The 14,150-nt window shown below is 41.6% G+C and carries 14 protein-coding genes and 1 other annotated feature; of the genes, 2 read left to right on the forward strand and 12 right to left on the reverse strand.

Annotated elements, in window-relative coordinates; all coding sequences use genetic code 11:
- Positions 1–55: 55 nt before the first annotated feature.
- From O3642_RS08825 to typA, 6 genes are all read right to left on the reverse strand, one after another.
- Positions 56–1,267 (reverse strand): cell division protein FtsQ/DivIB, encoded by a 1,212-nt coding sequence (locus tag O3642_RS08825; RefSeq protein ID WP_371605816.1) that lies wholly within the window; start codon positions 1,265–1,267, stop codon positions 56–58.
- A complete protein-coding gene (locus tag O3642_RS08830) occupies positions 1,251–2,333 on the reverse strand; it encodes a UDP-N-acetylglucosamine--N-acetylmuramyl-(pentapeptide) pyrophosphoryl-undecaprenol N-acetylglucosamine transferase (protein ID WP_371605817.1) in 1,083 nt (360 codons plus the stop codon). Before O3642_RS08830 ends, O3642_RS08825 begins: the two co-directional genes overlap by 17 nt.
- A 1-nt stretch (position 2,334) precedes the next feature.
- The gene (gene murD / locus O3642_RS08835; RefSeq protein ID WP_371605818.1) at positions 2,335–3,684 is read right to left on the reverse strand and encodes a UDP-N-acetylmuramoyl-L-alanine--D-glutamate ligase; all 1,350 of its coding nucleotides are present in this window, start codon (positions 3,682–3,684) and stop codon (positions 2,335–2,337) included.
- A gap of 754 nt (positions 3,685–4,438) precedes the next feature.
- Positions 4,439–5,677 (reverse strand): hypothetical protein, encoded by a 1,239-nt coding sequence (locus O3642_RS08840; RefSeq protein ID WP_371605819.1) that lies wholly within the window; start codon positions 5,675–5,677, stop codon positions 4,439–4,441.
- 111 nt (positions 5,678–5,788) lie between these two features.
- On the reverse strand, positions 5,789–6,046 hold the full coding sequence (locus tag O3642_RS08845) for a DUF3165 family protein (protein ID WP_371605820.1): 258 nt from the start codon (positions 6,044–6,046) through the stop codon (positions 5,789–5,791).
- Between the two features lie 23 nt (positions 6,047–6,069).
- Complete coding sequence (gene typA, locus O3642_RS08850; RefSeq protein ID WP_003011633.1) at positions 6,070–7,917, reverse strand: translational GTPase TypA; 1,848 nt, start codon at positions 7,915–7,917, stop codon at positions 6,070–6,072.
- Positions 7,918–8,095: 178 nt separating this feature from the next.
- Here typA and O3642_RS08855 point away from each other — a divergent pair, with 178 nt between their 5' ends.
- On the forward strand, positions 8,096–8,821 hold the full coding sequence (locus O3642_RS08855; RefSeq protein WP_155125486.1) for a 16S rRNA pseudouridine(516) synthase: 726 nt from the start codon (positions 8,096–8,098) through the stop codon (positions 8,819–8,821).
- A gap of 43 nt (positions 8,822–8,864) precedes the next feature.
- On the opposite strand, the gene O3642_RS08860 is transcribed toward O3642_RS08855, so the two are convergent.
- The gene (locus O3642_RS08860) at positions 8,865–9,248 is read right to left on the reverse strand and encodes a rhodanese-like domain-containing protein (protein WP_049503555.1); all 384 of its coding nucleotides are present in this window, start codon (positions 9,246–9,248) and stop codon (positions 8,865–8,867) included.
- Positions 9,248–9,466: a YqgQ family protein gene (locus O3642_RS08865; protein ID WP_003017930.1), complete on the reverse strand. Its 219-nt coding sequence runs from the start codon at positions 9,464–9,466 to the stop codon at positions 9,248–9,250. Before O3642_RS08865 ends, O3642_RS08860 begins: the two co-directional genes overlap by 1 nt.
- Positions 9,467–9,553: 87 nt before the next feature.
- On the opposite strand from O3642_RS08865, the gene O3642_RS08870 reads away from it, so the two are divergent.
- Entirely contained in the window at positions 9,554–10,213 is a 660-nt protein-coding gene (locus O3642_RS08870; RefSeq protein ID WP_155125484.1) for an A24 family peptidase, read from the forward strand.
- Positions 10,214–10,220: 7 nt separating this feature from the next.
- Here O3642_RS08870 and trpB read toward each other — a convergent pair whose 3' ends face one another.
- The 4 genes from trpB to O3642_RS08890 all read right to left on the reverse strand — a co-directional run bounded on the left by trpB (position 10,221) and on the right by O3642_RS08890 (position 14,017).
- Complete coding sequence (trpB, locus tag O3642_RS08875) at positions 10,221–11,408, reverse strand: tryptophan synthase subunit beta (RefSeq protein ID WP_371605821.1); 1,188 nt, start codon at positions 11,406–11,408, stop codon at positions 10,221–10,223.
- Between the two features lie 121 nt (positions 11,409–11,529).
- Positions 11,530–11,770 (reverse strand) — a binding site (T-box leader).
- Positions 11,771–11,832: 62 nt separating this feature from the next.
- On the reverse strand, positions 11,833–12,360 hold the full coding sequence (locus O3642_RS08880; RefSeq protein WP_155125480.1) for a VanZ family protein: 528 nt from the start codon (positions 12,358–12,360) through the stop codon (positions 11,833–11,835).
- Positions 12,347–13,435: a 23S rRNA (adenine(2503)-C(2))-methyltransferase RlmN gene (gene rlmN / locus O3642_RS08885; RefSeq protein ID WP_003005918.1), complete on the reverse strand. Its 1,089-nt coding sequence runs from the start codon at positions 13,433–13,435 to the stop codon at positions 12,347–12,349. The genes O3642_RS08880 and rlmN overlap by 14 nt, the downstream gene beginning before the upstream one ends.
- 6 nt (positions 13,436–13,441) lie before the next feature.
- Positions 13,442–14,017: a YutD-like domain-containing protein gene (locus O3642_RS08890; protein WP_045759156.1), complete on the reverse strand. Its 576-nt coding sequence runs from the start codon at positions 14,015–14,017 to the stop codon at positions 13,442–13,444.
- Positions 14,018–14,150 lie beyond the last annotated feature (133 nt).

The following is a 14,150-nucleotide window of genomic DNA, read 5'->3' on the forward strand; positions in this document are numbered from 1 at the left end:
AAAGAAGCCTAAAATGGACATTTTTTCTTCAATTATTTGAGATAATTTATGGGCTTTACTCATTCCCAGAAGAATTCTCTCTTTCTGGATTCTGTTCTTGGCTTGCTTCCTCAGAATGTTCTTCTTGATTTTCTGTACTTTCAGCCTTTTCTTTTTCAGCTTGCTCTTTGGCATCTGCAATGGATTGTTCACTATAGCTGAAAACTCCAGCTTCCATATCGATAGTCGAATCATCATCTAATTGCTTGCTGATAGCCTTATAATAAGGAAGCTTGCGGGTAATTTGGGAAACAGGCACCAAGATTTTATTATTGTTTTTCATGGTAATGGTCACCAGATCCTTGGTGACCTTGCTCGGTGTCAGATCAACCGAAACAATTTTATCCGTAATGGAAGAAGAAATAGACTTCATTTCTTGGACAAATTGTCTAACCAATTCTCGATCTGAGAATTTCAAGCTAATATAGGAGGACGGCAATTCCGAAGCTGGAGTTACTGTCTCCACCACTTCTCCATTTTCCAATACTGGATAGTGGTCTTCTCCGGTCACATAATAGGCAACCACTTTGTGTTCTACGACATTGACTTTAAAGGTCACTGGGAATTGATAATTCATGTGAATCTCTTTGATCCATGGACTAGCCGTTTTCATATTTTGTTCATAGACCGATTTATGAAGGAAGGTCGTCAGAGTATAATCTTCTTCTTTGATGTGACTTTGTTCATACAATTGTTTCTGATCAACCGCTTTGTTCCCTGAAAATTCAATCACTTTCTGTGTGGATAAGGGGCTTAAAAAATAGATTGAGAGAAGCGCGACGATCGAGCTGATGCCGATAACAGGAAGGGCACGATAGATATGACGTTTTGCCACTGCCGGTTCCTTCTTTGGCTTTTTCGTCCTCAAGCGTTCAAATAATGAAGGCTTTTTCTCTTGCTTCTCTGAAGGATCTAGCTCCTCTATAGCCGGATCGTCCTCTTCTCCTTCTGAACTTTCTCCATCTGCTTCTGAATTCTCTTCGACCTCAGATTCATCTTCCTCTTCAGACTCTTTTATTTCGTCAGATTCTTCCTCTGAGACAGAAGCTGTCTCTTTTTCTGAAAGGTCTTCGTCTTCTTTTGCTTCTTCGCTTTCAGTTTCCTCTGTTTCGGCTTCTTTCGCTTTTTCAAGCGCTTTTTTTTCTAAATATTCTTTGTTTCTTTTTTGCCAGGCTGACAATTCTGTAATTTTGTCATCCGTTGGCGTTTTTTTATTGTCGTCCGTCATCTTTTCCCTTACTGATATCTTTTTGAAGCAGGCCATAAAAATCGTCTAGTGAAAGGAGTTCTGTAGATTTTTCCATTGCTTGGTGGTAGACTCGGCTTTGCTTCAACATTTCTTGAATGGTTTCATTAAAGGTTTCGAGTGTCAATTGATCTTCCTGCAATTGCTCTGCATAACCTTTATCCACAAAATATTGGGCATTTTCAATCTGATCGCCACGGCTGGCTTCTTTTCCTAGTGGTACTATCAAATGGAGTTTGTTCATAGCTAAGAGTTCAAATAAGGTATTGGCTCCACCTCTAGTCACCACTATATCAGCCTTCTGGAGCATGGGCAAATACTGATCCGTTACATAATCCACTCGATACAAACCGCCCTCAGCCTGATTCAATGTTGAATCGCCTGTCAAATTGATGATATTGTAGTGCTGCAAGAGGTCTGCTTGATACTCTGTCACAAATTCATTAAAAACACGCGCACCAGCTGATCCTCCGACAAAGAGAAGAGTCGGCAACTCTTTTCGAAAACCTTTTGTTTTTTCTTCTAAAACTTCTGAAGTCGGCGGAATATGATCTGTGACCTTGGTTACTGCACCGATATGCTCACTCTTTGTCAAACCATGTGCTTGCTCAAAAGTCGTGTACATCTTGGTGGCGAATTTATAAGCAATTTTATTGGCCAATCCCATAGAAAGATCGGACTCATGGATATAGACAGGGACACGCGTGAGTCTAGCTGCGATCACTGGAGGCACCGAGACAAATCCCCCTTTTGAGAAGAGAACTTGTGGACGCACACGAAGCAGGATTGCAATGGACTGGAGCGTTCCCCAAGCTACCTTGAACACATCCATCATATTTTGGAAAGAGAAATAGCGACGCAATTTCCCCGTTGCAATTGAATGGAAGCGTACGTCTAAGCCAGACTTTTTGATCTCTTGGTATTCGATTCCTTTTTTGTCTCCAATATAATGGACTTCCCATCCATCTTCGATAAATTTTGGAATCAAGAGGAGATTAAGGGTCACATGTCCCACGGTTCCCCCACCAGTAAACATTATTTTTTTCATCTTATTTCAACCTTTTTACTGTAGCAAGGAATTCATCCCCACGCACTTCAAAATTCGGATACATATCCCAGCTAGCATTGGCAGGACTTAGTAGGACAACATCGCCAGGGCTAGCCAAGTCGAAGGCTTTCTTTGTCGCATCTGCTACATCTGCCGCATCGACATAAGGGACGCCTGCTTTATCGGCTGCGCGTTTCACTCGAGGAGCTGATTCCCCGAGAATCACCATTTCCTTTAGGCCAGTAATGTGAGGCACTAATTCATCAAATTCATTGCCACGATCGAGCCCTCCTGCAATCAAGATCACCTTGCTGTTATCAAAACCAGAAAGGGCTTTTTGTGTCGCCAAAATATTGGTCGACTTACTGTCATTGTAGAATTTGACACCTTGAATTTCATCCACATATTGAAGACGGTGTTTCACTCCTCCAAAGGCTGACAAGGTTTCTTTAATGACCTCATTCTCCACACCACGGACTTTTGCAACAGCAATCGTTGCCAAGGCATTTTCTACATTGTGGCTTCCTGGAACACCCAGCTCATCCGCACGCATGACAGCTTCTCCCTTAAACTTGAGAAGTCCATCTTCCAAATAAGCACCGTCCACCTTTTCAATTGTAGAAAATGGAAGGACCCTTGCCTTGGTTTTTGTAGCCAGTTCCTTAGCCAAGTCTTGATTGAAGTTCAATACAATGACATCTTTTTCTGTCATATTCTTTTGAAGATTCCATTTGGCAGCTACATAATTTTCAAAAGAACCATGATAGTCGATATGGGTTGGCATGAGGTTGGTAATCACTGCAATCTCTGGATGGAAAGCTTCAATTCCCATCAATTGGAAAGAAGACAATTCCATGACCAGGACTTCCTTTTCGGTCGCTGTTTGTGCAACTTGACTAGCTGGAAAACCGATATTTCCAGACAATAGACCACCTTGACCGGCAGCTGTCAAGACTTCTCCGATCATGGTTGTCGTCGTCGTTTTTCCGTTTGATCCTGTAATCCCAATAATTGGCGCATCCGAAATCAGATAAGCCAATTCTACTTCAGTAAGGACTGGAATGCCTTTTTCAAGCGCTTTTTCGACCATCGGGTTCGAATAAGGGATCCCTGGATTTTTGACCATGACTGCAAAGTCTTCATCCAACAATTCCAGAGGGTGACCTCCTGTCACGACTTTAATCCCTTCTTCCAGTAAACTTTGTGCTGCTGGATTTTCTTCAAAAGGTTTGCCATCATTGACGGTCACAATCGCTCCTAAGCGATCCAACAAACGAGCAGCTGACTCGCCTGACTTAGCCAAACCCAACACAAGAACCTTTTTATTTTCAAATTGTTTCACAAATTTCATGATTTCTTCGCTCCATTTTTATCACTCTCTATTTTACCTTTTTTTAGCAAAATTAAAAAGCCCAAAGACAGAAAAAGAAACAACATCCGATTAAATCCATTCAACTGATGTTATTTCTCATTCTTATACCTCTATCTATTTCACTAACTGTTTAAGAGGCATTCCTAGTTTAATATTTAGTTTGTTACAAGGTTCTTTTGTTTTTTATGGAGTATAGACAGACTCCTCTAAACTCATTAGATTCCTTGAGATAAGCCTTGTAAATAGCTTGTTTCAGTTTCTGACAATCCTCAACTATACCCCATTCCTATATTGTCTAGACGATAGAGAACATCAAATCTACTCTGCTTAGATTTTTTTAAAGGTGTCCCTTGTAGAATCTATCTTTCATCAAAAGAAAAGTTGAGGTTAAAGGATATTGCAGGCATATAAGAGCTTTCAGGCATCATATATACATAGAACTTTGCTCTTGTATCATCCCATCGTTCATGATTGTTAAAGGCAACTAGATAATCCCATGAGTAGGGCAATTCATGTACATAGGTAGGATAACCTCAATCATCTAAGGCTAGATCAACAAAGAAAACGTAAACTATCACCATCGGATTCGACTTCTATTGTCCGAGTCAAATAACACCCACCGAAATGTAATAAGTGATTACTTACCGGTAGGTGTTGTCTATATTAGAAATGAAAGTTAAAGCTCCGTCTACTCTAACCCATCTTTCTTTTCTATATTTCTTGGCAAAAAATTTTAGGGATGATCAATAAGAAGCAAATCAGCGGAATCCGTCTCCCATTCTGTTTTTTCAGAGAGTGGAATCATAATCCGTTTTTTCACCTCTAAGGTTGCAGCATCAAATTCAACAATGGTCCCCATTTCTTTAGTGGAAGCTTTTGCTGGAGTCGCTAAGACTACGACCTTATCATCCGTATAACAAACTTTTTGGACTTTTAGACCTTTATCACTAAAAAGCTTGATAAAATCAGTTCCGGATAAATCTTTTTCAGAAACAAGTTTTAAGTCACTTGTATATTCTAGCAATCGATGATCTGATGTCACAAAGCGAAAGTGATTATGAATAGGATAAGCAGTGAGGACTCTCTCAGCTTCAAAGGTCTCTTCGCTTACTTCTAACGTCTCTGGATCAACACTTGTCAGGCTAATTTTATTTTTCTTTTCCTCTCGCTTTTTCTCATCATCAAAGCGAGTAAATTTAGGATTCCCAACGGTTATCACTTTCCCGTCTACCAATAAAAGTTCCTGAAAATCAGACTGAGACGAATCCTGCAACTCAATAAACTCAAATTCGTTCTTTTCCTCATCTAGGTAGAGAAAACTCATATCATCACCAACTAAATCAAATCCTGTAACAAAAATTTTTGAATTGACTTCGATTCCTTTATCAAGGCTCAGATCAACCTCTGGTGACACTACCTGCTTGTTTTTAGAGTTGGTGTAGCGGATGCGACTTCGCAACACACCTACCTTCCCATCCTCCACAGATAATCCTTCAATAGGCCCTTTCTGTCCCTCTGAAACAAATCGAACAGAATAGGTAGTCGAACCCATAGAGAAAATTTGACTTGGATAAACGAAATAAGTAGAAGGGGACTTGAACACCAAATGAGGTCTAGTTCCAAAAGAGTAGGCATAGAGTTCATTTCCTTTTTGGAAAAGCGTACCAACATTATACCCTTTTAGAGAATATTCTTTTTGTTCTCCTTTTTTGTCAATGAAAAAAATCTTCGTTAGGATATCCCTTTTGCCCTTTGGGCGATAGGAATAAAAGCTAACAGCATATTCATACTGTGAAAACTCGTCAGAAGATTTTTTTGGTATAGAGTTCCAACTACAAGATCCTAAGAGTAAAACACTAATCCCACCAAGAATCAGAAACAGATTTCTAATCATTTTTGATTTCATCTCTATTCCCTCCTTATTTCTTTCCTTTATTATACCCTTAGCACAATCAATTAGCAAACCGATCAAGGTGTGCTCCTTTTTCATTGTTTGAAGTACTTTTTGGCTCATACCAAAGAAAAAAGAGTTACAAAAGAGAAGAATTTCCCTTTTATAACTCTAACGATTTATATTGAGCTTCTACTGTTTCCGTTTTTTTAACTCGGTTGGTAATCTTGAAATATCCACCAAAGCCAGGTAGCCAACAAAGGCTAGTAAGGCGCCGACAAAAAACTCAGATGGTAGTTGGAATATCTGAAAAACAGCGAGACAGATTAATACGATAATCGAGACGATCAAAATAACCAATACCACACTATCTAACGTGCCACGAATGCTTTTTGGTGTCATAAAAAGGTAAAAAAGGAGAATCAAAATTCCTAAGATAAAATAGACCATTTTGTTTCTCCTTTCTTTCCGTATTATTCAGCAGCTGCTGATTTTTTCTTTTTATTTGCTTTTTCGCGTTCTGCTTTGTTCAAGATTTGTTTCCGCAAGCGGATAGATTCAGGCGTTACTTCCATGTACTCATCGTCGTTCAAGAACTCAAGAGATTCTTCCAAGGTCAAGATACGAGGAGTCTTGATAACCGCTGTTTGGTCCTTAGTAGCTGAACGAACGTTGGTCATTTGTTTGGCTTTCGTAATGTTTACGGTCAAGTCGTTCTCACGAGAGTTTTCCCCGATGATCATTCCTTCGTAAACTTCTGTACCTGGATTGACAAAGATCGTACCACGTTCTTCGATAGACATGATAGAGTATGTGGTTGCTTTTCCGTTATCGATTGAGACAAGAGCACCACGGTGACGTCCACCGATTTCTCCTGGAATCACTGGCAAGTATTGGTCAAAGGTGTGGTTCATGATTCCGTAACCACGTGTCATTGACAAGAACTCTGTTGAGTAGCCAATCAAACCACGAGCAGGAACTAGGAAGACCAAACGAGTTTGACCATTTCCTGTTGCAATCATATCCAACATTTCACCTTTACGTTCAGAAAGGCTTTGGATAACAGATCCTTGGTATTCTTCTGGTGTATCGATTTGCACGCGCTCAAATGGTTCACATTTAACACCATCGATTTCCTTGATGATAACTTCTGGACGAGATACTTGCAATTCGTATCCTTCACGACGCATGGTTTCGATCAAGATAGACAAGTGCAATTCCCCACGTCCTGAAACTGTCCATTTATCAGGTGAGTCAGTCGGGTCAACACGAAGAGAGACGTCTGTTTGCAATTCCGCTTGCAAGCGTTCTTCAACTTTACGAGAGGTCACCCATTTTCCTTCGCGACCAGCAAATGGTGAGTTGTTAACCAAGAAGGTCATTTGAAGCGTTGGTTCATCGATGTGAAGGATTGGAAGAGCTTCAACTGCGTCTGTCGGTGTGATCGTTTCTCCAACGAAGATATCTTCCATACCAGAGATAGCGATCAAATCACCCGCTTTAGCTTCTTGAATTTCACGACGTTCCAAACCAAAGAAACCAAAGAGTTTGGTAACACGGAAGTTCTTAGTCGTTCCATCCAATTTAGAAAGGGTTACTTGGTCCCCAACTTTTACAGTACCACGGAAGACACGTCCGATACCGATACGTCCAACGAAGTCGTTGTAATCAAGCAGGGATACTTGGAATTGAAGTGGCTCATCTGAGTTATCAACTGGGGCTGGGATGTGATCAATGATGGTATCAAAGATCGGTGCCATTGTGTGCTCTTGATCAGCTGGATCATCTGAAAGTGAAGAGGTTCCGTTGATCGCTGATGCATAAACAACTGGGAATTCCAATTGGTCGTCATCCGCACCCAATTCGATGAAGAGTTCAAGAACTTCGTCTACAACTTCTTCTGGACGAGCAGATGGTTTATCGATTTTGTTGACTACAACGATCGGAACAAGATCTTGTTCCAAGGCTTTTTTCAATACGAAACGCGTCTGAGGCATGGTTCCTTCATAGGCATCAACGACCAATACAACCCCATCGACCATTTTCATGATCCGTTCCACTTCTCCACCGAAGTCCGCGTGTCCTGGTGTGTCCATGATATTGATTCGAGTTCCGTTATAAGCAACGGCTGTATTTTTAGCAAGGATAGTGATCCCACGTTCTTTTTCAAGATCGTTTGAGTCCATTGCACGTTCTTGCAATTCTTTACGTTCATCCAAGGTGTGCGATTGTTTCAACAATTCGTCTACCAAGGTTGTTTTACCATGGTCAACGTGGGCAATGATCGCAACGTTACGAATATCTTCTCTTAATTTTGTCATGATTTCCTCTATAAAATTTTAAATAATATTTCTAACTGAACAATTATACCACAGTCCTATCTAAAAAACACAGTTCAGCTAGTTGTAAATGTTTTCATCTTCATTTCTTTTCTCCGACTCGATTTCCTTTTCTTTTCATGATACACTAATGATAAGACTTACAGAAAAAGAGGCTCCCATGAGATTAGATCAATTGATGGCAGACCATCAGTACTCTCGCAAAGACATCAAACAACTTCTGGCTCGAAGGCAAATCTTGGTCGATCACCTACCAGCTCAAAAGCTATCCCAAAACATCGACCCTGGACTCCAACAGATTCAAATAGGGGATCGGATCATTCAAGAACCGCGTCACCACTACTACATGCTCCACAAACCAATCGGGGCCGTGACCGCCAAAAGAGACGCCCACCATCCAACGGTGATCGAGCTAGTGGACCCCCAGCAAGAGTACCCAGACCTCTATCCTCTTGGTCGCCTCGATCGCGACACCAGTGGTCTGCTCCTCATCACAGATAATGGTCCCTTAGGCTTTCAACTGCTCCATCCTCAATACCATGTGGAGAAGGTCTATGAGGTAGAAGTCAATGGTCCGCTCTATGCAGCCCACATCGAGCAATTTCAGAATGGAATTTCATTCACAGACGGTCCTATCTGCAAGCCCGCCTCCTTAACCATTCTAGAAAGCACCCTCAGCTACAGCAAGGCCCAGATCCGGATCTCAGAAGGAAAATACCACCAAGTGAAAAAAATGTTTTTAGCCATAGGGGTCAAAGTAATGACCTTAAACCGCTTGTCTTTTGGTCCCTTCACCTTGGATCCTCAGTTAGCCCCTGGAGAAAGCCGACCTTTGAATGAGGTGGAGCTCACATGGGTCAAAGAGTCCCTTGAAAAAACGAGATAAAAAAGCTCTAACTACACAGCTGGTGCAGTTAGAGCTCTTTTTATTAAGCATCTTTTTTCACTTTCCCATTCCAAGAATCAAGACCATAAGACAAGACATAAATGTCTGTGTAGCCCTGTTTCTTAAGATAGAGAGCCGCATTGGTTACTCGAGAACTACGGCTATTCTCATAGAGCAAAATTGGTTTGTCTTTGCGCAAGGCTGCAAGACTCAATTTCAACTGAGTTGAAGGAATGTTGCGTGCTCCTAAAATATGCTTGGCATGAAACTCAGCTGGCTCTCGCAAGTCAATCAACTGACCTTTACGAATCAGCTCTTCAAAAGTAGCATTGTCCACAAATTTAGCAGCTTTACGGATGCGGAAATAATTAAACGCCATCCATCCAAATGCTCCTAAAACAACCAACCAAAAAATGATATTTCCCATCACTCTACCTCACTCTTTTTCAAAAATTCTAATTCTTGCTTGTGCTCTCTTCTTAAAACGGTATCGGCTTCTAAATAATCGAGCCGCTCCATCAGGCCTGCATCATAAAGACGTTGAAGCTCAATTTTCATCAATTCGATGTCATAGAGGCGCTTCCCTACGTAAATGATGATTCCAAAACGTTTTAAAAATTGTTGAACATCATACAGGTTTTTCATGTTCATTATTGTATCAAATTTAGAAAGGCTTTACAAGATTTTCAAGCAAATGATGAAATTTTCCGATTGCTTTACGAATAAATAAGTATGATCAACTTTTATTTTTTTACCATCGGTACTTGCATCGCCTCTTTTTTGGGACTAGTAGTCGATCGTTTTCCAAACCAATCCATTCTCACTCCTCGCAGTCATTGCGATCAATGCCAGCACGTCCTTGGAGTTTGGGACCTCATCCCTATCCTCTCGCAACTCCTGCATCGCTTTCGCTGTCGCTATTGTCATCAGATCTACCCATTTTGGTACTGCCTTTTTGAGGTCTGGAGTGGCCTGCTCTTTTTAGCCTGCGCCAATGGTTACCTTTCTCTGCCTCAACTTCTAACACTACTGGGAGCTGCCGTTTTAGCCATCTATGACCTTCGCTTTATGGAATACCCTTTATTCATCTGGTGCTGTCTCCATGCCCTGGTCCTCTTTTTATCCGGTAGTAATCTCCTCATGCTGGTCTTTTTACTCCTTGCGATCGGAGCTCACTTTTTCTTTATCGGAATGGGAGCAGGAGATTTTCTCTTACTAGCTACCTTTTCGCTAAGCTTTTCTTCTACCCAGATCCTCATTCTCATTCAGATCGCATCCATCTTAGGCATTCTCGTCTTTGCTCTCAAAAAAGAAAGAGACCGGATTCCCTTTGTTCCCTGTCTCTTTCTCAGTTATCACGCTTTACTGCTTTATACGATGTTTTGCAGATAAATTCTTTTTATTTTGCAGCCTTCGCTTCTAGATAATCGGCGATGGCAGCCACATCTTTATCCCCACGTCCGGAAACGTTGATGATAATGATCTTGTCTTTATCCAATTGTGGAGCACGTTTGACCGCTTCTGCAATCGCGTGTGAGCTTTCAATGGCTGGGAGGATCCCTTCTGTCTTACTGAGAAGAAGAAGAGCTTCTACTGCTTCATCATCTGTCGCTGCTACATATTTGACACGACCAGAATCTTTAAAGAAAGCATGCTCTGGACCAACCCCTGGGTAGTCCAAACCAGCAGAGATCGAGTACACTGGCGCTACTTTTCCATCTTCGCCAAAGACTGCATAGGTCTTCATCCCATCAACCACACCGATAGTCCCTTTGGTCATGGTCGCTGCGTGTTGATCGGTGTCCAAGCCATGTCCAGCTGCTTCTACCCCAACCAAGTCGACTTCCTCTTCTGCAACATACTCAGAAAAGGCACCGATGGCATTAGAGCCACCACCGACACAGGCAATCACATAATCCGGCAAACGGCCTTCTTTTTCCAAGATTTGACGTTTAGATTCTTCACTAATCACTTTTTGGAATTCATGCACAATGGTTGGGTAAGGGTGAGGGCCAACAGCAGAACCCAAAACGTAAAAGGCATCCAGATCCGCCATCCATGCTCCAAAGGCAGCATCAACGGCGTCTTTCAAGGTCTTAGTCCCGGTTTCAACCGCATGGACGGTTGCCCCCATCATTTCCATGCGGAAGACATTGAGACGTTGACGTTCAACGTCTTCTGCTCCCATGTAAACATCACAGGCCATACCGAACTTAGCTGCCGCAGCTGCTGTAGCTACACCGTGTTGACCAGCCCCTGTTTCAGCAATCACGCGCGTTTTGCCCATGCGTTTGGCCAAGAGGATTTGCCCCAAAACGTTATTCAATTTATGCGAACCTAGGTGATTCAAGTCTTCGCGCTTCAAATAAATTTTTGCCCCACCTAAATGTTCTGTCAAACTTTCCGCAAAGTAGAGCGGTGTTTCCCGACCAGAATAATCTTTCAAATAATGTTTGTATTCTGCAATAAATTCTGGATCATTTTTATACTGTTCAAAGGTTTCCTCTAATTGATTGAGCAAGTTTTGAATCGGTTCTGGTACGAAAGATCCACCAAATTGTCCGAAATAGCCTTTTGTTTCTGTCATGATTGTGTCCTCTTTTCTATATCTTTAATCCTGTTTATGATCTTTTTCTCTCGCGGGCCCTTTGAGCTGCAGTCTCATTGGGTTCCTTTGAGATACAAAAAACCTCACACAGAAAAATCTGTGTGAGGACGATTCGATACCGCGGTGCCACCTCAATTGTAGGAAGCTATTCTTTCTCCTACATCTCTGACCTGTCTAACAACAGGGTGCACGATAAGGTGTGCTCACCGAATTTTTATTGTTTCAAATTCATCATCATAAACACATCAGCCCATTTCAAGATTCACCACTGCTTGTTCGCAATCACCACAAGCTCCCTGGAAGTGAGAAAAATCTCTACTTTTCTGATGTCTTGAAGATATTATAGCTCCCGCTTCTGATTTTGTCAACAAAAATTTCAAAAAGACACTAAAATGTTCGGATTTTACATTTCACCATTTTTTGCTAGCAATCGTGCTCGGAAATACTGAAAGCCTAAATAAGCTAGATAAGCGCCTAAGGTATTGGTCCACAAATCATCTAGCTCAAAGACACGATTGGCATCAAACAAGAGATCTAACAGAACTTGGCTACATTCAATCCACAAGCTCATGGCAAAACCGAAGCACAAGACCCGTTTGCGACTCCTCAACCAGGGCCATAGCCAGAGAAGTTGAAAGACCAGCGGGCTTAACAAAAAGATATTGGCTATATTTTGGAGAATGACCTTAATGAGTTGGATGACACTGGTGATCTGACCAAGATTCATCACCGAATTAAGAGGAACCAGCAGGACGACGATGCGACCGAAATGTTGAATACCCGGTGTTTCCATACCCGGCTCTGGCTGTTGGGGCAAAAAACACATCAGACACAAAAGGATAAAATAGAAGAAGCTGCCACTCCGTAACAGCCTTCTTCCTCTTTTTGTTAGTTCTGTATGATCGATCAGCCCTTGTTTAAGGTTGCGCATGTTCAACAATCGCTTTCTCCCGATCCCGTTTCATGGTATTTGAACGCAATTGGCCACAGGCTGCATCAATATCCGTACCGTGCTCTTGACGCACTACACAGTTAACACCTTGTTTTTTCAAGGTATCATAGAAGGCCATGACCCGTTCTTTGGGACTCCGGCTATATTGGTCATGCTCACTGACAGGATTGTAAGGAATCAAGTTAACATAAGACAATTTCTTGATATTCTTGAGCAATTCTGCCAACTCTAAGGCTTGCTCGACCCCGTCATTGACTTCATTGAGCATGATGTACTCAAAGGTCACCCGACGGTTCGTAGTCTCAATATAGTATTCAATCGCCGCAAACAATTTTTCAATTGGAAAGGCCCGGTTGATCTTCATGATGCTAGAGCGCAAGTCATTGTTTGGAGCATGAAGAGACACTGCCAAATTGACTTGCACACCTTCATTTGCAAAGTCACGAATTTTATGAGCCAAACCAGAAGTTGACACGGTAATATGACGAGCACCAATCGCTAATCCCTTGTCATCGTTGACCGTCCGGATAAATTTCAAGACATTGTTATAGTTGTCAAATGGTTCTCCGATCCCCATGACAACGATATGACTGACCCGTTCATCTTGGCCACGTTCGTCAAAGTATTTTTGGACCAACATGATTTGAGACACGATTTCCCCATTGTTCAAATCGCGTTGTTTTTTGATCAAACCAGAAGCACAGAAGGTACAACCGATATTGCATCCGACCTGAGTCGTTACACAGACAGATAATCCATAGTGCTGACGCATCAAGACGGTTTCAATCAACATGCCGTCTGGCAATTCAAAAAGATACTTGACCGTTCCATCTGCTGACTCTTGCACGATCCGTTGCTTAAGTGGGTTGACGACAAATTGATCATTTAACTTTGCAATCAAATCCTTAGAAAGGTTGGTCATTTCTTCGAAAGACTGGACGCGTTTGCGATAGAGCCATTCCCAGATTTGTGCTGCACGGAATTTCTTTTCGCCGTTTTCTTCCGCCCAATCAATCATATCTTGGCGTGTTAAACTATAAATGGATGGTTTCATTCTTTCTTACTCCTCTTTTTGTCGAATCACAAAATGACGTTTGTTGTCTGTCTTCGTTGTCTTTTTAGTCTCAGCAGACGGTCTTGTTTTTTTCGAGTTTTTGGCTGGTTGTCCCTTGTCGCGTTCTCGTTTTTGGAAACGATCTTTTTGTTTGCGATTGCGCGAACGCTTCTTGGGCTCTCTTTCTTCTGATTGAGCTTTTTTGACCGGTGATTTCTTATCAAAAGAAGCACGATGAGGTTCCTTATTTTCAAGGACAAAATAAGCACAACCATAGCTACAATATTCTAACAAATAATCGTCTAAACGACTTAGTTTATCCATCGTTGCAACATCGCGCTCTTCCTTATAGAAGCCACGCAAGCGCAACTGCTCATTGCTCCAATCACCAACAATGTAATCAAACTTGGTTAAAATCTCAGAAAATCGCTGACCAAAAACAGTCGCATCAAAAGCTTCCTTCTCATTTTTCAAGAGCTCAAAGGAGAGGTTTTCTGAACGGATTTGGTCTCCTACCTGATGAAAGACAGGTCCAGGAAATTTATTGTAATTATATAATTCAGGGTCAATCTCTTTTCGCATAGTGTTCCTTCATCAAAATCTATTTACTGTAACACTTTATTTTATCATAAATTTGATGACTTGCGTCAGATTTGACTAGAAAAGAGTTGAAATTCCTTTGAGAGCAAAAAGAGAGTGGGATAGAAATCGGTAA

The sequence above is a fragment of the Streptococcus sp. 27098_8_66 genome, assembly GCF_041431945.1.
In the GTDB taxonomy this organism is placed as follows: Bacteria; Bacillota; Bacilli; order Lactobacillales; family Streptococcaceae; genus Streptococcus; species Streptococcus dentalis.

Coding starts and splice junctions, on each gene's coding strand:
- O3642_RS08825 (WP_371605816.1), bottom strand. CDS start 1,267: ATGACGGACGACAATAAAAAAACGCCAACGGATGACAAAATTACAGAA.
- O3642_RS08830 (WP_371605817.1), bottom strand. CDS start 2,333: ATGAAAAAAATAATGTTTACTGGTGGGGGAACCGTGGGACATGTGACC.
- murD (WP_371605818.1), bottom strand. CDS start 3,684: ATGAAATTTGTGAAACAATTTGAAAATAAAAAGGTTCTTGTGTTGGGT.
- O3642_RS08845 (WP_371605820.1), bottom strand. CDS start 6,046: ATGGTCTATTTTATCTTAGGAATTTTGATTCTCCTTTTTTACCTTTTT.
- typA (WP_003011633.1), bottom strand. CDS start 7,917: ATGACAAAATTAAGAGAAGATATTCGTAACGTTGCGATCATTGCCCAC.
- O3642_RS08855 (WP_155125486.1), top strand. CDS start 8,096: ATGAGATTAGATCAATTGATGGCAGACCATCAGTACTCTCGCAAAGAC.
- O3642_RS08860 (WP_049503555.1), bottom strand. CDS start 9,248: ATGGGAAATATCATTTTTTGGTTGGTTGTTTTAGGAGCATTTGGATGG.
- O3642_RS08865 (WP_003017930.1), bottom strand. CDS start 9,466: ATGAAAAACCTGTATGATGTTCAACAATTTTTAAAACGTTTTGGAATC.
- O3642_RS08870 (WP_155125484.1), top strand. CDS start 9,554: ATGATCAACTTTTATTTTTTTACCATCGGTACTTGCATCGCCTCTTTT.
- trpB (WP_371605821.1), bottom strand. CDS start 11,408: ATGACAGAAACAAAAGGCTATTTCGGACAATTTGGTGGATCTTTCGTA.
- O3642_RS08880 (WP_155125480.1), bottom strand. CDS start 12,360: ATGCGCAACCTTAAACAAGGGCTGATCGATCATACAGAACTAACAAAA.
- rlmN (WP_003005918.1), bottom strand. CDS start 13,435: ATGAAACCATCCATTTATAGTTTAACACGCCAAGATATGATTGATTGG.
- O3642_RS08890 (WP_045759156.1), bottom strand. CDS start 14,017: ATGCGAAAAGAGATTGACCCTGAATTATATAATTACAATAAATTTCCT.